19 protein-coding genes are annotated in these 17,229 nt (G+C 71.5%); 4 read left to right on the top strand and 15 right to left on the bottom strand.

Annotated elements, in window-relative coordinates:
- Positions 1-4: 4 nt before the first annotated feature.
- From DEJ05_RS01020 to DEJ05_RS01040, 5 genes are read right to left on the bottom strand one after another with little or no spacing between them, the layout of a single operon-like run.
- Entirely contained in the window at positions 5-1,450 is a 1,446-nt protein-coding gene (locus DEJ05_RS01020; protein ID WP_111028901.1) for an NAD(P)/FAD-dependent oxidoreductase, read from the bottom strand.
- 39 nt (positions 1,451-1,489) lie between these two features.
- Positions 1,490-2,158 carry a hypothetical protein gene (locus DEJ05_RS01025; protein WP_111028900.1) on the bottom strand — a complete coding sequence of 223 codons (669 nt, stop codon included), beginning with the start codon at positions 2,156-2,158 and terminating at the stop codon, positions 1,490-1,492.
- Between the two features lie 54 nt (positions 2,159-2,212).
- Positions 2,213-2,740 (bottom strand): GNAT family N-acetyltransferase, encoded by a 528-nt coding sequence (locus DEJ05_RS01030; protein WP_181433002.1) that lies wholly within the window; start codon positions 2,738-2,740, stop codon positions 2,213-2,215.
- 27 nt (positions 2,741-2,767) lie between these two features.
- Positions 2,768-4,045, bottom strand: a complete 1,278-nt coding sequence (locus DEJ05_RS01035; protein WP_111109494.1) for an ABC transporter permease — start codon at positions 4,043-4,045, stop codon at positions 2,768-2,770.
- Positions 4,042-4,770 (bottom strand): ABC transporter ATP-binding protein, encoded by a 729-nt coding sequence (locus DEJ05_RS01040; RefSeq protein WP_031260145.1) that lies wholly within the window; start codon positions 4,768-4,770, stop codon positions 4,042-4,044. The genes DEJ05_RS01035 and DEJ05_RS01040 overlap by 4 nt, the downstream gene beginning before the upstream one ends.
- A gap of 80 nt (positions 4,771-4,850) precedes the next feature.
- On the opposite strand from DEJ05_RS01040, the gene DEJ05_RS18245 reads away from it, so the two are divergent.
- The gene (locus DEJ05_RS18245) at positions 4,851-5,480 is read left to right on the top strand and encodes a TetR/AcrR family transcriptional regulator (RefSeq protein ID WP_111038413.1); all 630 of its coding nucleotides are present in this window, start codon (positions 4,851-4,853) and stop codon (positions 5,478-5,480) included.
- An 80-nt stretch (positions 5,481-5,560) separates the two neighbouring features.
- Here the strand turns inward: DEJ05_RS18245 and DEJ05_RS01050 are convergent, their stop codons facing one another.
- The 8 genes from DEJ05_RS01050 to DEJ05_RS01085 all read right to left on the bottom strand — a co-directional run bounded on the left by DEJ05_RS01050 (position 5,561) and on the right by DEJ05_RS01085 (position 12,514).
- Complete coding sequence (locus DEJ05_RS01050; RefSeq protein WP_111109495.1) at positions 5,561-6,595, bottom strand: glycine betaine ABC transporter substrate-binding protein; 1,035 nt, start codon at positions 6,593-6,595, stop codon at positions 5,561-5,563.
- Entirely contained in the window at positions 6,592-7,356 is a 765-nt protein-coding gene (locus DEJ05_RS01055; RefSeq protein WP_111109496.1) for an ABC transporter permease, read from the bottom strand. The genes DEJ05_RS01050 and DEJ05_RS01055 overlap by 4 nt, the downstream gene beginning before the upstream one ends.
- Positions 7,353-8,624, bottom strand: a complete 1,272-nt coding sequence (locus DEJ05_RS01060) for an ABC transporter ATP-binding protein (protein ID WP_111102675.1) — start codon at positions 8,622-8,624, stop codon at positions 7,353-7,355. Before DEJ05_RS01060 ends, DEJ05_RS01055 begins: the two co-directional genes overlap by 4 nt.
- Positions 8,611-9,258 carry an ABC transporter permease gene (locus DEJ05_RS01065; protein WP_071245638.1) on the bottom strand — a complete coding sequence of 216 codons (648 nt, stop codon included), beginning with the start codon at positions 9,256-9,258 and terminating at the stop codon, positions 8,611-8,613. The genes DEJ05_RS01060 and DEJ05_RS01065 overlap by 14 nt, the downstream gene beginning before the upstream one ends.
- 208 nt (positions 9,259-9,466) lie before the next feature.
- The gene (locus DEJ05_RS01070) at positions 9,467-10,204 is read right to left on the bottom strand and encodes a DinB family protein (RefSeq protein ID WP_111109497.1); all 738 of its coding nucleotides are present in this window, start codon (positions 10,202-10,204) and stop codon (positions 9,467-9,469) included.
- Positions 10,201-10,812, bottom strand: coding sequence for a hypothetical protein (locus DEJ05_RS01075; RefSeq protein ID WP_111109498.1), 612 nt, complete (start codon positions 10,810-10,812; stop codon positions 10,201-10,203). The genes DEJ05_RS01070 and DEJ05_RS01075 overlap by 4 nt, the downstream gene beginning before the upstream one ends.
- A 58-nt stretch (positions 10,813-10,870) precedes the next feature.
- Complete coding sequence (locus DEJ05_RS01080) at positions 10,871-11,746, bottom strand: aminoglycoside phosphotransferase family protein (protein WP_111109499.1); 876 nt, start codon at positions 11,744-11,746, stop codon at positions 10,871-10,873.
- Between the two features lie 117 nt (positions 11,747-11,863).
- Entirely contained in the window at positions 11,864-12,514 is a 651-nt protein-coding gene (locus DEJ05_RS01085) for a ScbR family autoregulator-binding transcription factor (RefSeq protein ID WP_111109500.1), read from the bottom strand.
- 90 nt (positions 12,515-12,604) lie between these two features.
- Here DEJ05_RS01085 and DEJ05_RS01090 point away from each other — a divergent pair, with 90 nt between their 5' ends.
- Positions 12,605-13,048 carry a disulfide bond formation protein B gene (locus tag DEJ05_RS01090; RefSeq protein ID WP_111109501.1) on the top strand — a complete coding sequence of 148 codons (444 nt, stop codon included), beginning with the start codon at positions 12,605-12,607 and terminating at the stop codon, positions 13,046-13,048.
- 54 nt (positions 13,049-13,102) lie between these two features.
- Here the strand turns inward: DEJ05_RS01090 and DEJ05_RS01095 are convergent, their stop codons facing one another.
- Together DEJ05_RS01095 and DEJ05_RS01100 are read right to left on the bottom strand one after the other, a co-directional pair.
- The gene (locus DEJ05_RS01095) at positions 13,103-14,260 is read right to left on the bottom strand and encodes a GAF domain-containing protein (protein ID WP_111109502.1); all 1,158 of its coding nucleotides are present in this window, start codon (positions 14,258-14,260) and stop codon (positions 13,103-13,105) included.
- Positions 14,257-15,033 (bottom strand): ThuA domain-containing protein, encoded by a 777-nt coding sequence (locus tag DEJ05_RS01100; RefSeq protein WP_258370454.1) that lies wholly within the window; start codon positions 15,031-15,033, stop codon positions 14,257-14,259. The genes DEJ05_RS01095 and DEJ05_RS01100 overlap by 4 nt, the downstream gene beginning before the upstream one ends.
- 140 nt (positions 15,034-15,173) lie before the next feature.
- Here DEJ05_RS01100 and DEJ05_RS01105 point away from each other — a divergent pair, with 140 nt between their 5' ends.
- A complete protein-coding gene (locus DEJ05_RS01105; protein ID WP_111109503.1) occupies positions 15,174-16,613 on the top strand; it encodes a DUF4832 domain-containing protein in 1,440 nt (479 codons plus the stop codon).
- 79 nt (positions 16,614-16,692) lie between these two features.
- The gene (locus tag DEJ05_RS01110; protein ID WP_035809287.1) at positions 16,693-17,148 is read left to right on the top strand and encodes a DUF3817 domain-containing protein; all 456 of its coding nucleotides are present in this window, start codon (positions 16,693-16,695) and stop codon (positions 17,146-17,148) included.
- The last annotated feature ends 81 nt before the right edge of the window (positions 17,149-17,229 follow it).

The following is a 17,229-nucleotide window of genomic DNA, read 5'->3' on the forward strand; positions in this document are numbered from 1 at the left end:
GTGATCAGCCTTCCGGGGTGAGGTCGACGTCCTCCGGCAGGCCGAAGGTGTGCCGGAGTGCGCTCTTCGCCGCGTGCCACCCGGCCATGCCGTGCACGCCGGGGCCGGGCGCGGAGGACTCGGAGCACAGGTACATGCCGCCGCCCATCCGCCACGGGTCGCTGGACAGGACGGGGCGCTTGACGAGCTGCCAGAAGCTCGCGGCACCGGCGGCGATGTCGCCACCGACGTAGTTCGGGTTGTACTCGCCCATCTGCACGGCGGTGCGGGAGCTCGACGACAGGATCGCGTCGCGGAACCCCGGCGCGAACCGCTCGATCTGGCGGGTGACGGCCTCGGTCGGGTCGACGTCCGACCCCGCGGGGACGTGCGCGTAGGCCCAGAAGACGTGCTTGCCCTTCGGGGCGCGGGTCGGGTCCACCACGGTCGGCTCCGCGCCGAGCACGTACGGGCGCTCGGCGTGCTGCCCGTGCGCCACCGCCCGTTCGGCCTCCGCGATCTCCTGGCGGGTCCCGCCGATGTGCACGGTCCCGGCCTTCCGCAGCGACTCGTTGGTCCACGGCACCGGGTCGGACAGCGCGAAGTCGACCTTCGCCGCCGCGTTGCCGAACCGGAAGCGCCGCAGTGCACCGTGCTTCGGGGTCGGGATCTGCTTGCCCGCGATCCGGAGCATGCCCGGCACGCTGGTGTCGAACAGCACCGCCTTCGCCGGGGTGAGGTCACCGAGCGACCGGACCTCCTGCCCGGTGACGATGCGGCCGCCGTGCGCGACGAGGTCCGCGGCGAGCGCGTCGACGATCGCCTGGCTGCCACCGATCGGCACCGGCCAGCCGCGGGCGTGCGCGTACGAGCCGAGCGACAGGGCAGCCGCCGCGGTGGACAGGGACGGCAGGTGCTGGATCGAGTGCGCGGCGACGCCGGACACCATCGCCGGGGCGGCCTCACCGCGGAAGCGCAGGTTCCACGCGGCGGTGCCCTGTTCGAGCGCCCGCAGGCCGAAGCGCAGGACCGTCAGCGGGTGCCGCGGCACGTGCAGCAGCGCGTCGGTCGCGAAGTCGGCGACCTGGTCGGCGTTCTCCGCCAGCGGGGCCATCAGCTGCTTGAAGGCCGGCCCGTCCACCCCGAGCTCGGCGGCGGTGCGGTCGAGGTCCTGGTAGGCGATGCCGGCGCGGCCGCCGTCGAGCGGGTGGCCGTACTGCACCTCGGGCAGGCGGAGCTCGATGCGCTCCTCCATCCGGAACAGCCGGAAGAACTCGGACTGCAGGGCCATCGGGTGCACGGCGGAGCAGACGTCGTGCAGGAAGCCGGGCAGGGTGAGCTCGGCCGTGCGGGCGCCGCCGCCGATCGTGTCGTTCCGTTCGACGACCTCGACCGACAGTCCGGCGCGTGCGAGCGTCACCGCTGCCGCGAGCCCGTTCGGTCCCGCTCCGACGACCACCGCATCAACCATGCACCGAGCCTAGGGACTCGTGACTGCGTGTGGTGTCGGTCAGGTGCGCGAGGTGTCGGGATCGGCCGGGTCCGACTCGTCCTGGTCACCATCGGCGTCGTCGGGCTCGTCGGCGTCGACCGGGGTCGATCCGACGGGGTGCTCGGCGAGCAACTCGGCGAAGTCCTCGTCGAGCATCTGCTGCAGCCGGTCGTCACGGCCGATCTCGTAGTCGTCGGCCGGACGCTGTGCCCACCCGAGGCGTCCGACGACGGTGGTGCCGATGTCGTCCCAGGCGCGGGCCCGCGCGGCGAGCACGATCCCGTCGACGAAGTGCTGGTCGTCGCGCCGCTTGTCGAGCATGGTGGCGAGCTGCTCGTACGTGGCCTCGCGCATCCGGAGCTTCAGGTCGTCGCCTCGCCGGTAGTCGTGCTGGTGGCGAGAACGGCCCTTCTGCTTGCTCGAGGTGGAGCGGATCTCCCGCATCCGTGCGGCGTCGCCCCGCTGTTCCTCGGCCATGCGGTGGAGTTCCTCGCGCGTGGCCTCGGCGATGAGCGCGTGGTCGAAGTACCCCTGGTCACGCAGGGCGTTCGTGATGATGCGGTTGGCCACCGCGATGGTGACGGCGGCCTTCGCGATGAGGAAGCCCTCGTCGACCGCCCGCTTCAGTTCGACCTGGCTGATGGGTCGATCGCGCACGTCGTGGTTGCGTCGTCCGAACAAGGCCATGCTCCGACGATACCGGCGACCGGTGTCGGTCGGCCTGCACGACGGCGACGGGCGTCAGAGCAGCAGGCCGTACACCGCGACGTCGACACGCTCGGGCCCGAGGGGCAGCGCCCCGCGCAGGGTGCCCTCGTGCGCGAAGCCGAGCCGCTCGGCGAGCCCCCGGCTCCGCGCGTTGTCGACCGCCGTCCGGATCTCCATCCGTGCGCACCCGCGCGCCCGGGCGACCCCGATCAACACGGTGGCCGCCCGCCGGACGACACCACGGCCCTCCTGTCCGGCGTCCACCCAGTAGCCGAGCGATGCCTGGCCCAGGTACGGGTCAAACGTCAGCGAGGCCACCCCGACGATCCGGTCGTCCTGGCGGATGACGCAGGGCAGCGCGCGGTCCATCGCGAACTGGCCGAGCAGCCGCTCGGTGTGCAGGGCGATGGCCTCGCGGGTCTGGGGGTCCCAGGCCCAGGGCTCGGCGGCTCGCAGACGATCGGTGTTGGCGTGCACGAGTGCGAGCACGTGATCGACGGTCGTCAGGTCGCGCAGCGTCAGCGTGTAGCCGTCACCGAGGTCGCGTCCGAACGTCGTCACCGTTCCGACACTAGGCAGCCATGCCTGTCACTCGTACCGGAGCGCCTCGATCGGGTTCTGCCGTGCCGCTCGTCGTGCCGGCAGGGTGCCCGCCAGGAACGCGATGAACATCACGACGAGGATGATCGTGGCGACGGACCCCGGCGCGAACTGCATGATCTGCAGCCCCGGCAGGTCCTTGAGGAGCGTGCCGGCCAGGACGTTCGAGATCCCGGTGCCGAGCAGGATCGCGACCCCGGCACCGATGGCGCTGCCGAGGAACCCGATGAACACCGCCTCGAGCGAGAACAGCGTGTAGACCTTGCCGCCACCCATGCCCATCGCCTTCATCAGGCCGATCTCGCGGGTGCGCTCCTGCACGCTCATGAGCAGGGTGTTGATGATGCCGAAGCCGGCAGCGACGAGCGCGATCACGGCGAAGGCGTTCAGGACCCCGACGATGCCGCTGATCACGGTCTGGAACTGACCGAGCTGGTCCTGGATGGTCTGACCGAGGAACCCGTCGTCGGCCAGGGACTTCTTGACCGTGGTGACGGAGGCGTCGGCGTCGAGCGTCGCGGTGGCGCTGGCGTAGGACGTCGCGATCGAGTCGGGCTTGCCGATCTCCTGCGCGGCCTGCATGGCGTCGGTCAACGCGGCGTTCGCCCCCGCACCGCTGCCGAACAGCGACTCGTTCTGCACCCCGACGACGGTGGCGGTGAGCGTGTGCGCCTTGCCCTGGTAGTCGTCGACGGCGAACGTGAGCTCCTTGCCGACGGCGGCCGAGGCGCTGCCGAGGCCCATGTTCTTCAGGTAGTCGGTCGGCAGCATCACCTGGTTGGCGTCGGTCTCGTCGTCGAGCTGCTTGCCGCTCGCCAGGTCGGCGTCGAGCTCGCCGGCGTTGGCCGTGAGCGACACGACGTACTTGCCCTTGTCCCCGTACTCGGCGTACTTCGGTGCGAGGGCGACCGCGGGGCGGAGGCTCTTGATGCCGTCCGTCTTCTTGATCGCGTCGACGTCGGACTGCGACAGGTACGAGAACGACGCCGGGCCACGGTCGACGCTCTGGCCCGAGGCCTCGGGGTCGTACTTCGCCGGGCCGCTGTCGGTCGAGGTGGAGTCCACGGCCTTCGTGACGACCAGGGTGCCGTCGTCACCGATCGAGGAGACCTGGCTGTCGATGTAGTTGCTGACGCCCGTGCCGATCGCCGAGGTCAGGGTGATCGTGAAGGCGCCGATGAAGATTGCGATGACGGTCAGGGTCGTGCGCAGCTTCGAGCGGAAGGTGTTCGAGACCGCGGTGCGCAGGAGGTCGAGGATGTTCATGCGGAGTGCCTTCCGTGCGTGGCAGACGCGTCGACCGCGTCGTCGGGTCCGCCGACGATCAGGCCGTCGCGGACGTTGACGCTGCGGTCGCAGCGCGCGGCGAGCTCTTCGTCGTGCGTGACCACGACGAGCGTGATCCCCCGCTCGCGCTGCAGCCCGAACAGCATGTCCTCGACCACCTGCCCGGTGTTCGTGTCGAGGTTGCCGGTCGGCTCGTCGGCGAAGATCACGCTCGGCTCACCGACCAGCGCCCGGGCGATGACCACGCGCTGCTTCTGGCCACCGGACAGGTCGTTGGCGTCGTTCTTCGCCTTGTCGGCCAGGCCGAGGGCGTCGAGCGCCGCCATGCCCCGGCGCTTCCGCTCGGCTCCGGAGACGCCTGCGATCTTGAGCGGGAGCACGACGTTGTCGAGCACCGAGGTCTTCGGCGTCAGGAAGAACTGCTGGAAGACGAACCCGAAGGTGCTGTTCCGGGTGCGGTTGACCTGGCGGGCACCGAGCGTCGCCGCGTCGGTGCCGTCGAGCAGCACCTGTCCGGCCGACGGCTTGTCGAGCAGTGCGAGCAGGTGCATCAGCGTCGACTTGCCGGAGCCGGACTTGCCGACGATCGCCAGGCTCTCGCCCTGGTGCACCGCCAGCGACACCCCCTTGAGCGCGTCGAACCGCGTCGCGCCGCGGCCGTAGGTCCTGGCGAGGTCACGGGCCTCGAGCACGGGAGTGGTCATGGGTTCACCGTAGTGTCCGGTGCACGACTGCAAGTTTGCGTTTGCTGTAGATCATGTGACGTTCCGGTTACAGTCGGGCCATGCCCGACTCCGCGACGCCGTCAGAACTCGGTCTCCGTGACCGCAAGCGCATCGAGACCCGCAACCGCATCGCCGAGGCGGCTCGGTCCCTGGCCCTCGAGCAGGGCGTCGACGGCACCACGATCGAGCAGATCGCCGCGCGGGCCGACGTCTCACCGCGGACGTTCTTCAACTACTTCGAGAGCAAGGAGGACGCGGTCCTCGGGCACACCGAGCTCGACCTCGAACCCGCCACCCTCGAGGCGCACCTGGCCGCCGTCGCGGGGGAGCCGGCGGCGCAGGCCGTCGTGGACCTGGCGTTCCTGGTGTTCGGGTCGTCGTTCGGCGACGAGCACGAGCGGCTCGAGCGCAAGGCCGTCATCGTGCGGTTCCCGCAGCTGATGCGTCGGCAGGTCGCGCGGATGACCACGGTCGCCGAGGCGATGACCGGCGCGGTGCGCACGATCCTCGAACGCGACCCGGCCTGGGGGCCGGAGGCGGCGACCCCGCAGGCGGCGGAGATGCTGCTCGGCATGTGCATGACGGGGCTCCGCAGTGCCGCTCGGCACGAGGGTTCTGACCCGGAACAGGTGCGGGCGGCGGTGGTCGCGTCGATCCGCGACACGGCTGCGCGCATCGCCGCGGCCTGAGACGCGACCACGAACGGACGGGAGGCGTGGTGCCGGCTGGCACCGCGCCTCCCGTCCGTCGGTGCGCGCGTCGAGAACGGTCAGGGCTTCGTGATGAAGCCCTCCTTCACCATCCAGTCGAAGGCGACGTCCGCCGGCTCACGCCCCTCGACGTCGACCTGGCGGTTCAGCTCCTGCAGCACGGCGTCCGTGAGCTTCGGTGAGATCTGGTCGTAGATCCCCTCGAGCTGCGGGTACTCCTTGAGTGTCTTCGAGTCGATGACGGGCGCGACGTTGTACGCCGGGAAGAACCCCTTGTCGTCCTCGAGCACCGTCAGCCCGAGCGACTTGATGCGGCCGTCGGTGGTGAAGACCTCACCGAAGTTGCACTTGCCGCGGTCGGTGGCCGTGTAGACCGTGCCGGTGTCGAGGATGCTGACGTTGCTGCTCGGCACCCCGTTCGACCCGGAACCGCCGAGCTCCAGACCGTACTTCTTGAGCATCGGCTTGAAGCCGTCGGCACGGGAGTTGAACTCCGACTCCACGCAGAACGTGCGCTGGTCGACCGGCAGCTTGGTGATGTCGGAGAGCGTCTTGACGTCCCCGAGCTCCTTGACGGCCTCGTTGCGGACGGCGAACGCGTAGGTGTTGTTCATCGGCGCCGGTTCGAGCCAGGTCAGCCCGTTGCCGGCGTCCTCCTTCTTCACCGCCGTCCACTGCTCGGTCTTGTCCGGGATCCCCTTCGTGTGGCCCATGAAGGTCAGCCAGGCGGTGCCGGTGTACTCGTACGTGAAGTCGGCCGCGTGCGAGGTCATCAGCTCACGGACAGCGACGCTGCCGGGCACGTTCGTCTCGTCGGTGACGTCGAACCCGGCGGCCTTGGCGGCGAGCACGGCGATCTTGCCGAGCACGAGCTGCTCGGTGAAGTTCTTCGACGTCACGGTGAGGTGGGCGCCGGCCGGCAGGTCGTCGATGCGCTGGATGGAGCCGGCGCCGGCCTCGGGCACGAACGACGTCGCGGGCTGCAGGCCGCACCCGGTCAGGACGAGGGCGGTGGCACCGGCGACGAACGCGGCGGCTCCGACCCGGGTGCGGGTGCGGCGGGTGCTGCGGGTGCGGCGGGTGCGGCGGGTCATCGGAGTCCCTTCGGTCGTGCGACCGTCTCGACCACGCGGCCGAGCCAGTCGATGGAGAGGGCGAGCAGGGCGACGAGCAGGGCCCCGGCGACCAGGAGCTTCGGCAGGAACAGCGTCACGCCCGTGGTGATGAGCAGACCGAGTCCGCCCGCACCGACGAAGGTGGCCAGGCTCGCCGTGCCGACGAGCAGCACGAGCGCGGTCCGGATGCCCGAGAGCATCACGGGCACCGCGAGCGGCAGTTCGACGCGCATCAGCACGCTGAAGGCGCTCATGCCCATGCCGCGACCGGCCTCGACCAGTCGGGCGTCGACGCTCTGCACGCCGATCATGGTGTTCCGGAGCACCGGCAGGATCGCGTAGAGCACGAGCGCGACGACTACGGACCGCGAGTTCAGACCGAGCCAGGCGGCGAGCAGCACGATGAGGCCGACGGCCGGGGCCGCCTGCCCGAAGTTCGCGACGGCGAGCACGTACGGGCTCGCCCGGCGCAGCGGCCCGCGGGTCAGCACGACGCCCAGCGGGATGCCGATCACGAGCACCAGGACCGTCGACTGCAGGGTCAGCACGAGGTGCTGGCCGGTCAGGGCCAGGATGTCCGCCGGGTTGAGCGTCGTGCGCTCCGTCGGGGTCAGGTCCGCCGTCGCGAGCCACACCGCGAAGCCGGCCAGGACGACCAGGATCGCGATCGGCTGGAACAGCAGGCCCTTCCACGAGGTGCTCGCACCGGTGGCGGGGCCGGCAGCGGCGACTGCGCTCACAGGTCTTCTCCGGTGGGCATGGCCGACACCGGTGACGACGGCATGGTCTCGATCGGGTTCGTGTTCGTGCCGACGGGCGTGTAGGCCTGGTCGCCTGCGGCGGTCGCGCGGGAGCGGGTGATCGCCTCCATCACGGTCTCGACGGTGATGACCCCGCGGAACGCGTCACGACGACCGGTGACGAGTGCGGCGCCGGCGCTCGAGACGAGCATGGTGTCGAGCGCGTCGTTGAGCGTCGCGGCCTCGCCCACGACGGGCAGGCCGGGCTCGACGCCGTCGGGGATGCGGTCGAGACGCTCGAGCTGGCGGCGCGACGGCCACCCGATCGGGCGCTGGCGGTGGTCGACGACGACGGCGTGCTGGTGCCCGCCGGCCTCGTTCATCCGCTGCAGCACGGCCTTGACCTCTTCGCCGGGCGAGCAGGTCACGGCCGACTCGACCTCGACGTCGCGCACGCGGTTCAGCGTGAGCTGCTTCAGGCCCGCGCCGGAGCCGATGAAGTTCTCGACGAACTCGTTCGCCGGCTCGGCCAGGATCCGCTCCGGGGTGTCGTACTGCACGATGTGCGCACCCTCGGTGAAGATGACGATCCAGTCGCCGAGCTTCACGGCTTCGTCGAAGTCGTGCGTGACGATGACGATCGTCTTGTGCAGTTCCTCCTGGATGCGCAGCAGCTCGTCCTGCAGGCGCTGGCGGGTGATCGGGTCGACCGCACCGAACGGCTCGTCCATGAGCAGGACGGGCGGATCCGCCGCGAGCGCCCGGGCCACGCCGACGCGCTGCTGCTGGCCACCGGAGAGTTCGCGGGGGAACCGGTCGCGGTAGGTGTCGGGATCGAGCGAGACCAGGTCGAGCAGCTCGTCGACACGCGCCGCGATCTTCTCCTTCGACCAGCCGAGCATCTTCGGCACGATCGCGATGTTCGCCGCGACCGTCATGTGCGGGAAGAGCCCGCCGGCCTGGATCACGTAGCCCATGCGGCGGCGGAGCTCGTCGCCGTCGATGCCGGTGACGTCGTCGTCGCCGACGACGATCCGGCCCTGGGTGGGCTCGATCAGGCGGTTGATCATCTTGAGGGTCGTCGTCTTGCCGCAGCCGGACGGGCCGACGAGCATGACGATCTTGCCGGCCGGGATCTCGAGCGTGATGCCGTCGACGGCGGGCTTCGACTGCCCGGGGTACCGCTTGGTGACCTCGTCGAGCAGGATGCTGCGCCCGGTGACGTCCCCGTCGAGCGCGGTGGTGGTGGCGGAGTCAGTGCTGGACACGGATACCTCTCGAGATGGTCAGGCGGCCGAGGCCGATGAGGAGCAGGTCGAGGACCAGGGCGAGCAGGACGACGCCGACCACCCCGACCACGACGGAGAACAGGGCGTTGGCGCCGCCGAGGCGGGACAGCCCGGAGAAGATGAAGCCGCCGAGCCCGGGGCCGAGCGCGTACGCGGCGATGGCGGCGATGCCCATCACCATCTGCGCGGCCACGCGGACACCGCTCAGGATGATCGGCCACGCCATCGGCAGCTCGACCTGCAGCAGGGTGCGGAACCGGCTCATGCCGATGCCACGAGCCGACTCGACGACGGCAGGCGGGATCTCGGCGAGACCGACGACCGCGTTGCGCAGGATCGGCAGCGCGGCGAAGAAGACGACCGTCACGACCGACGGCAGGACGCCGAAGCCGAGCGGGACGATGAGCAGGCCGATGACGGCGAACGACGGCAGGGTGAGGCCGATGGCCGACACCCCGTTCGCGAACGCGGTCAGGCGCGGGCTGCGGTAGACGAGTGTGGCGAGCACCACGGCGATGACCGTGGCGAGGACGACGCACTGGACGACCAGTGAGAAGTGCTGCCACGATGCGAACCAGATCTGGTTCCATCGCTCCACGACGTACTGGAACACGGGTGGGCGCTCCCCTTCCGGTCGGCTGAACTGCCCACAGATCGGGGCACGAGCTCGGCCAAAGCTACGCAGCAGCTGGACCGGTTGTACAACGCAACCCCACCGAGACGACGGTTTCCCTTGCGGTTGCGAGGATGACAACCCCTGATCAGCAGGGGTTCACCAGGGCGAGCCTGGGAGAACGGTAACGATCGGTCTGCCTGCTCGGCTATGCGCCGAGGCCGCGCAACCCCGCTCGCTCCGCGATGTCGACGAGCTGCTCGCGCCACCGGACCCATTCGTCCGGGGACTTGTCGGCCAGGTTGCCGTCACCGTCGCCGGCCAGGCCGTCGAGCATCTCGCGCACGATGTCGGCGTGACCGGCGTGCCGGGCGGTCTCGTACGCCATGTGCACCAGGATCCGGTGCAGGGTGACGTCCCGGTGCCCCTCCGGCCACCACGGCACGTTCCCGGTGGCGGTGAGGTCGAGCGCCTCGATCGTGGCGTCGGCGTGGGCGGCACTCCGGTGGTGGAAGGCCACGATGTCGGCCATGGTCTCGTCGAGCGAGGCGTACATGTCCTCGCCGTCCTCCGACTCGAGCCAGGCGGGCTGGTCCGGCAACGGCCGCCCGAACACCTCGCCGAAGTAGCCGGCCTGCACCCCGGCGACGTGCTTCACCAACCCGAGGACGTTCGTGCCCGTCGGCGTCACCGGCCAGCGGGCCTGCCGCTCCGCGAGCCCGTCGAGCTTGGCCAGCAGGGCCGAGCGGTGCTTCTGCAGGTACCGGTGCAGCGTCCGCTTCACCGCGGCGTCGGCGGCAGCGGCGTCGGCGACCGCGCCGTCCGCGGCCGTCGCGCCGTCGGGGTTCCGCGTGGACCCTTCGTCCGACAGCAGGGCGTTGCCGCTCGCGGCCAGGGTGCTGGTGCTCGCGGGGTGCACCTCGGGGACCGCTTCGACGTCGCTCATGCCCCCGATCGTGCCACCCGGAGCTCCTGCAGGCGCGTCGACTCCTGCACGGCGACCCGTTCGGCCGTCAGGAGCAGCCCGGCGACCTCGGCGCCGGAGCGTGCCGGGGCGTCGTTCCAGCTCGTCAGGTCCCGTACCCGCCCCATCCGGATGTCCGGCGCGGGGCACCACAGCACGGGCTCGCCCTCGTCGCGGGCGAGGGCGTGCCACACGACGTCGAGCGCGTGCTGCACCCGGGGAGCGTGCACCGCGTGCGGGCCGCCGGCGGCGGACACGACCGCGCCGACCAGGCAGGCACCGACGAGCGGCCGGCCCTGCACGTCCATCGCGGCGGCACTGGAGGCCTTGCGCTCGCGGCCGTGCTCGTCGAGGTAGGCGAACCAGGCGTGCTGGACCCACCCGCGTTCCACGACCGCGCGGGCATCGGAGAGCAGGTGGACGAGTTCCCCGAGTTCGCGGACCCGGTCGTCGACCCGTCGCGCGCGGGCGGCGGCGCGGCGGTCCGAGAGACGGTCGAGCAGGCCGCGGAGACCGCGTCGCTCGGGTCGGACGGGGGCGGGGGAGGCGTCGGTGGCGACGTCGTGCTGGACGCGGAGCTCGAGGGTCATGGTGGCCCCTCCGATCGGCTGTGCACGGATGGTGCGGTCACGATAGCCCCGCGGGGACTCAGTCGTCCAGCACCGCGTCGATGCTCCGTCCCGCGACGCTCCGGAAGGCGCGTTCGTCGGCGGTCGCCAGCGCGGACGCGAGCGCGACCACCCACCCGCGGGCGCGCAGCCAGGTGGCGTCCGGGGCCGCGACGCGCGCCCGGAACGCGGAACGCCCCGGCACGTCGAGCGTCAGCCAGGCGGTGGCGAGGTCGACGGCGGGGTCGCCCGCGGTGACGTCCCCGAAGTCGACCACGGCCGACAGGCGGTCGATTCCGTCCGACGAGTCGACGAGCAGGTTGAAGGGGTGCAGGTCGCCGTGCACCCAGACGGGAGGCCCGGTGTGCGCGGGCGCGGCGGCTGCGGTCCGCCACAGCGTGGCCAGCTCTCCGGCCCGGTGCACGCCGTGCTCGTCGAGTCGCGTCAGCACGGCGTCGCTCCGCGACGCGAGCGGCACCGCACGGAACGGGTTCGCCGGGGCGTCGGCCGGCGCGGGGACGTGCAGGAGCCCGACGAACGCGGCGAGCGCCTCGGCGACGCGGACCCCGGCCGCGCGTTCACCGATCGCCGTGCCGGGCAGCCACGGCACGATGCTCCACGACCACGGGTAGCCGAGGGCGGGGCGTCCGGTGCGCACCGGGGCCGGCACCGGGACGACCGATCCGACCCGGGCGGCGATGTCCGGCAACCAGCGCTGTTCGTGCTCGACGAGCCGTGCGGCCAGCTCCCGACGGGGGACCCGGACAGCCAGGTCGTCGCCCAGGCGCAGCACCACGTTGTCCCAGCCGTTCGCGACGACCTCGAGCGGGAGCCCGGCCAGGTCGGGGTGCTGGTCGCGCAGCAGGGACCGGACGAGCGGGACGTCGACGTCGACCTCGGCAGCGGGTGTGGGCACCGCGTCAGGCTAGTGGGCCGCCGGACACATGCCCGCGAACTGGGGCCGGTGGCGCGACACCCTTCTCGGTAGTCTCAGAGGTGAGGTGACGTGGGTGTTTCCCTGGGGGGACCCGCGTCACTCCGGAGCGATGAGTGCGACGAGCCGCGGGATCTCCGGACGCAGCCGTTCGGTGACGAACGCGTCCAGCAGGACCGTCCAGAGTTCCCGCAGGCCCGCGAACAGGTCGGCCCGACGAGTCATCACGTCCGAGACGGTCTGCACGCCGGTGTAGGCGCGGACGACGACCCGGCCGACCAGGTCCGGGTCCCACCGCGGGTCGATCTCGCCCGCGTCGACGGCCTGCCGCGCGAAGTCGGCGACCACCGTGGTCCAGTCGGTGTACGGGTCCTGCCGGTCGACGTCGCTCGCGGCCACGTCGGTGGACAGCCGGACACCGGCGCTGACCACCACCTCGGTCGTCATCTGCACGGCCAGCCCCTGTGCCAACCACAGGATCCACTCGAGCGGGGTCGTCCCCTTCGACACCGCCGCCTCGCCGTACCGCCGGGAGATCGCGTGCTGCTCGGCGATCACGGCACCCGCCATGTCCGCCTTCGACGTGAAGTGGAAGTACAGCGCGCCCTTGGTCATCCCGATGCGCTCGGCGATGCCGTCCATCGAGGCACCGACGTACCCGCGTTCGTCGAACTCCGCGGCCGCGCCCTCGATGATCGCCGTGCGGGTCGCGAGCGACCGCTGCTGCCGGGTCGGTCGGTCCTGCGCCATGGGGTCCGATCGTAGTCAGCGCACGCTGCCGCCGGGGCCCACTGGCCGCATTCGGCAGGCGTTCGGCCGGGTGCCCTACGGTCGGTCGCCATGGACGGATGGCGGAACCCTGCGCGCTGGGCACGGACGGGTCGGTGGCTGCTGCTGCCGATCGCGGTGCTGGACTGGGTCGCGCTCGCGCCGCAGACCATCGTGGTGCTCGCGTTCCTGATCGCCGTCGTCGGGCTCGCCGGCATGGGTGCGGCCCTCGTCGTGCACATGCTCCGTCGGTCCCGTGGGGCGATGGCCGGCCTCGGCGTGGTGCTGCTGCTCGGCGGGCTCGTCGTGTTCGGCCTCGACCCGTTCCCGGGCTCGTTCCCGCTCATCCAGTCGTGGTGGCCGGAGTCGATCACGCAGCCGCAGCACGTCGGCAGCGCGTACTGGCAGCTCGCCGGCCTGGGCATCGAGCTGGCTGGCTTCGCCCTGCTCGCGACCCTGCTCGTGGTGTCGCTGACCGGGACCCCGCGCCCACGGCAGGACCGCTTCCGCTCCTGATCTGCTGCGGGCGGCGGTCCGCACCCCGGGCGCCGCCTGGGCGGCGGATCCCACTCAGTGCCGGGTGAGCACCACCAGCGTGACGTCGACCACGGCGTCCGTGGGGACCGCCGTGCGCACCCGTTCGACCACGGTGGCCCCGTCCGGAGCCGAGCGCACCAGCGCAGCGAGGTCGTCCAGGTGCCGGAGCCCCTCCAGCGACAGGACGCCCTGGGTGCAGATCGCCAGCCGGTCCCCGGGTTCCAGGTCGAGCGCGCCGGGCGACCGGGGGATCGACTCCGGTTGCAGCCCGAGCGGCAGGTCGAGCGGGTGCAGGACGCGAGCCGGACCGTCGGCGGGGACGAGCACGGCGAGGCCGTGGCCGGCGTCGCCGAAGTCGACGTGACCCGACGTCGGGTCGAGCCGCAGGTGGAAGAGCGAGCCGACGGCGTCCGCAGCCGACAGGTCGGCGGTGACCTGCGCCTCCAGGCCGACGATCGCGTCCGACATGGCCGAGCCGGTCCGTGCCGCCACGGCACCGCGGACCGCCGCGGCGAGCAGGCCCGACGCCGGGCCGGCCGCGCTCACCCGGCCGACGGTGACGTGCAGGGCACCGTCCGGTGCGACGCGCCAGTCGGCGACGTCACCCCCGCCGTCGTCGTGCTGGGCCACCAGGACGTCGAGGTCGTACCCCGGCACCGCGACCGGGTCCGGCACCAGGCCGTCGAGCACCCGACGGACCCGCCCGCGGTCGATGGCGACGCCGAGCTCGCGCTCCGCCCACCGGGCCAGTTCCCCCAGCAGGGCGACGTCGTCCGGTGAGAACGTGCGCGGCACCGCGTCCATCAGGCAGAGCGTCCCCACCCGGGTGCCGTCGACCATGGTCAACGGTGCGCCCGCGTAGAACCGGATGCCGTGCTCAGCCACCGCCGCCGTGTGCGCGAACCGGGCGTCGAGCGACGCGTCCGGGATCACCATCGGTTCGCGGGTGAGCACCGTCGACGCGCAGAACTGCTCGCTGGCGGGGACACTCGACCCCTGGTGCCAGCCGAAGGTCGACTGCGTGGTGACGAGGTCGTGGTGGACGAGGTTGAGGAAGGTCAACGGGACGTCGAACGCCTCGTGGGCCATGCGGGTGATGCGGTCGAAGCGCTCCTCGGGTCCTGATCCCAAGATTGCGAGCGCCTCGATCACCGCGGTGCGCCTGTGCGCACCGTCGAGATGGTTGGTCACCCGGCCTGTCTACCCCCATCGTCCGTCAGGAACCAGTCCCGTGGGTGGGGGTCAGCCGTCAGCTCGCGGCGCTCGGACACCGGGGCGGCCCAGGCGGCGGCGTTCGACAGCACACGCTGGATGTCCGGGTGGTGGTAGACGGGGTACTCCTGGTCGCCGGGCGAGAAGTAGAAGACCTTGCCGAGCCCCCGGCGGTACGCGACGCCGGAGCGGAAGACCTCGCCGCCCGCGAAGGTCGACAGGAACACCTCTTCGTCGGGGCGCGGGATGTCGAAGTACTCGCCGTACATCTCCTGCCGGTCGATGACGATCGGGTGCGGCACCCCGGCGGCGATCGGGTGCTCGGGCGCGACGGTCCAGACGAGTTCACGCTCGCCGTCGTTCCGCCACTTCAGCGAGCAGGTCGTGCCCATCAGGCGCTTGAACGGCTTGGAGTAGTGGCCGGAGTGCAGCACGACCAGGCCCATGCCGGCGTGCACGGCGTCGACGACCAGGTCGACGACGGCGTCGCTGACCTCGTCGTGGGCGGCGTGGCCCCACCAGAACAGCACGTCCGTGGTGGCGAGCCGTTCGGCGGTGATGCCGTGGTCGGGTTCCTGCAGGGTGGCGGTGGACACGTCGGCCCCGGGCTGCAGCTGTCGGAGCGCCTCGGCGATCACGGTGTGCATGCCGTCGGGGTAGTGCCCGATGACCGTCGCGTCACCGCGGGTCTCGTGCACGTTCTCGTTCCAGACGACGATGTTCAGGGGACGGTTCTCGGTCGACGGCGACATGGGACCCACGCTACCCGTGATCGCTTTGCGCAGGTCCTGGCGTTTTCTGATCGTTTGGCCTACCTTCAGATCACAATCGCGCAGGCGACGGTGCCAGGGGGTGCCGGTCACCGCCCGCGCCGAGGACAGGGGCTCGTCCGATGCAGCACCGCACCATCACCACCGTCGCACTCGCGGCGGTGCTCGCACTCGCCGTACCGACCACCGCGTGGGCATCACCCACCGGTCACCACTCGAAACGGACCGCGACCACCTCGACCGTGACCTACACGGCGAGCGACGCGGTCATCCCGAACCCCTCGCGCGGGTTCGACCACACCACCGAGACGCACTACCGCGCCGACGGCACCGGGTACACGCCGCTCGACGCCGCGACCCTCCGGGGCTACCGGGCCGAGGGCGTCACGCAGGTCGTCCGGGTGTTCTACATGGAGGCGTTCGTCCAGCAGCGGCAACTCAGCCCGGCCTGGCTCGCGCTCGTGCAGCACGACTACGACACCGCGCGCGCAGCCGGCGTGGGTGTGATCACCCGGTTCGCGTACGTCCAGGGTGGCTCGTACCCGTACTCGGCGCCGTACGGTGACGCCGACCTGCCGACCGTGCTCGCGCACATCGAGCAGCTCACCCCGACGCTCCGCCGGAACGCGGACGTCATCCCGACCCTGCAGGGGGGATTCATCGGGCTCTGGGGCGAGGGCTACTACACCGACCACTTCGCCAGCGACCCGGCGAACCCGGGTGTGCTGACCGAGGCCGACAAGGACGCCCGACGACAGGTCCTGCAGGCCGAACTCGCGGCCCTGCCGTCCAGCCGCTCGGTCCAGGTCCGCACGATGCAGATGAAGCAGGACGCACTCCGCACGCCGTCCGGCACGGCCGGGGCGCTCACCCCGGCGCAGGCGCACGACGGGTCGGCAGCGTCGCGCATCGGGCACCACAACGACTGCTTCCTCGCCTCGCCGGACGACTTCGGCACGTTCCTGAGCAACCCGCTGTCGCTCGACCAGGACTACCTGGCGGCGGAGTCGCGGTACGTCCCCGTCGGTGGTGAGACCTGCGCCGTGAACGCGCCGCGGTCCGAGTACCCGTCCGCCTCGGCCGAGATGGCCAAGTACCACTACAGCTACCTCAACCTCGACTACAACAAGGACGTCCTGGCGACCTGGGGTGCGGAGGGCATGACCGACGCCGCGAAGAAGCTCGGCTACCGCTTCACGATGACGTCGAGCACCGCCACCTCGGGCGCGAAGCCGTCGGTGGCGGTGTCGATCCGGAACGACGGCTGGGCGGCGCCGTACAACAGCCGCCCCGTGCAGCTCGTCCTGACCGACGGCGATCGCCGGGTGACCGTGCCCGTGGCCGCCGACGCGTCGTCCTGGCAGCCGGGACGGACCGTGACCGTCCGGGCGTCGCTGGCCGACGTGCCGAACGGGCGCTGGAGCGTCGCACTCGCCCTGCCCGCGCCGGAGGCCTCGGTGGCGGCGGACCCGGCCTTCGCGATCCAGACGGCGAACACCGGCACGTGGGACGCGAGCACGGGTGTGAACCGCCTCGGCCAGACGGTGGTCGTGCGGCACTGAGCGGACCTGCAGCGCGCCCCGGGTCGGACGATCCGGGGCGTTCTGCTGTCTGTCAACCGGGTCCGCCACGATTGACGGCATGACTCCGCGCTCCCTGTTCCGCGCCGCCGCGGTCGCCGAACTCGTGACCTGGACCCTGCTCATCCTCGGGATGGTGCTCAAGTACGGCCTGGACGCCGGCGACTGGGGCGTCCGCATCGGCGGCGGGGTGCACGGCTTCGTGTTCCTGGCCTACCTGGTGGTCACGACGGTCGTCGCGGTGAACCAGCGGTGGTCGTTCGGTGCCCTCGTGCTCGGCTGGGCCAGTGCCGTCGTGCCGTACGCCACGGTGCCGTTCGAGGTCGCGGTCGCCCGCCGCGGCATGCTCGAGGGGTCCTGGCGCCGCTCGCCGGACGCCCACTCGGGCTTCTGGGACCGCCTGCTGTTCTTCGTGGTGCGTCGGCCCGCCGTGGCCGCGGGCATCGGGGTCGTGGCCGTCGCCCTGGTTTTCACCGGGCTGCTCGCCGCCGGCCCGCCCGTGCCGTCCCGCGGCTGACCCGACGAGCGCCCCCGCGGCTGATCAACGAGTGAGCAGAAGACGTCGGGTTCGCAAGCGGGACCCGACGTCTTCTGCTCA

Origin of the sequence: Curtobacterium sp. MCLR17_045, from assembly GCF_003234405.1 — a bacterium.
Classification (GTDB): domain Bacteria; phylum Actinomycetota; class Actinomycetes; order Actinomycetales; family Microbacteriaceae; genus Curtobacterium; species Curtobacterium flaccumfaciens.

Excerpts from the sequence above, each read along its gene's own strand:
- DEJ05_RS01040 (WP_031260145.1), bottom strand. The coding sequence starts at position 4,770 with ATGACCACTCCCGTGCTCGAGGCCCGTGACCTCGCCAGGACCTACGGC.
- DEJ05_RS01110 (WP_035809287.1), top strand. The coding sequence starts at position 16,693 with ATGACTCCGCGCTCCCTGTTCCGCGCCGCCGCGGTCGCCGAACTCGTG.
- DEJ05_RS01020 (WP_111028901.1), bottom strand. The coding sequence starts at position 1,450 with ATGGTTGATGCGGTGGTCGTCGGAGCGGGACCGAACGGGCTCGCGGCA.
- DEJ05_RS01050 (WP_111109495.1), bottom strand. The coding sequence starts at position 6,595 with ATGACCCGCCGCACCCGCCGCACCCGCAGCACCCGCCGCACCCGCACC.
- DEJ05_RS18245 (WP_111038413.1), top strand. The coding sequence starts at position 4,851 with ATGCCCGACTCCGCGACGCCGTCAGAACTCGGTCTCCGTGACCGCAAG.
- DEJ05_RS01025 (WP_111028900.1), bottom strand. The coding sequence starts at position 2,158 with ATGGCCTTGTTCGGACGACGCAACCACGACGTGCGCGATCGACCCATC.
- DEJ05_RS01075 (WP_111109498.1), bottom strand. The coding sequence starts at position 10,812 with ATGACCCTCGAGCTCCGCGTCCAGCACGACGTCGCCACCGACGCCTCC.
- DEJ05_RS01085 (WP_111109500.1), bottom strand. The coding sequence starts at position 12,514 with ATGGCGCAGGACCGACCGACCCGGCAGCAGCGGTCGCTCGCGACCCGC.
- DEJ05_RS01070 (WP_111109497.1), bottom strand. The coding sequence starts at position 10,204 with ATGAGCGACGTCGAAGCGGTCCCCGAGGTGCACCCCGCGAGCACCAGC.
- DEJ05_RS01035 (WP_111109494.1), bottom strand. The coding sequence starts at position 4,045 with ATGAACATCCTCGACCTCCTGCGCACCGCGGTCTCGAACACCTTCCGC.
- DEJ05_RS01105 (WP_111109503.1), top strand. The coding sequence starts at position 15,174 with ATGCAGCACCGCACCATCACCACCGTCGCACTCGCGGCGGTGCTCGCA.
- DEJ05_RS01090 (WP_111109501.1), top strand. The coding sequence starts at position 12,605 with ATGGACGGATGGCGGAACCCTGCGCGCTGGGCACGGACGGGTCGGTGG.
- DEJ05_RS01100 (WP_258370454.1), bottom strand. The coding sequence starts at position 15,033 with ATGTCGCCGTCGACCGAGAACCGTCCCCTGAACATCGTCGTCTGGAAC.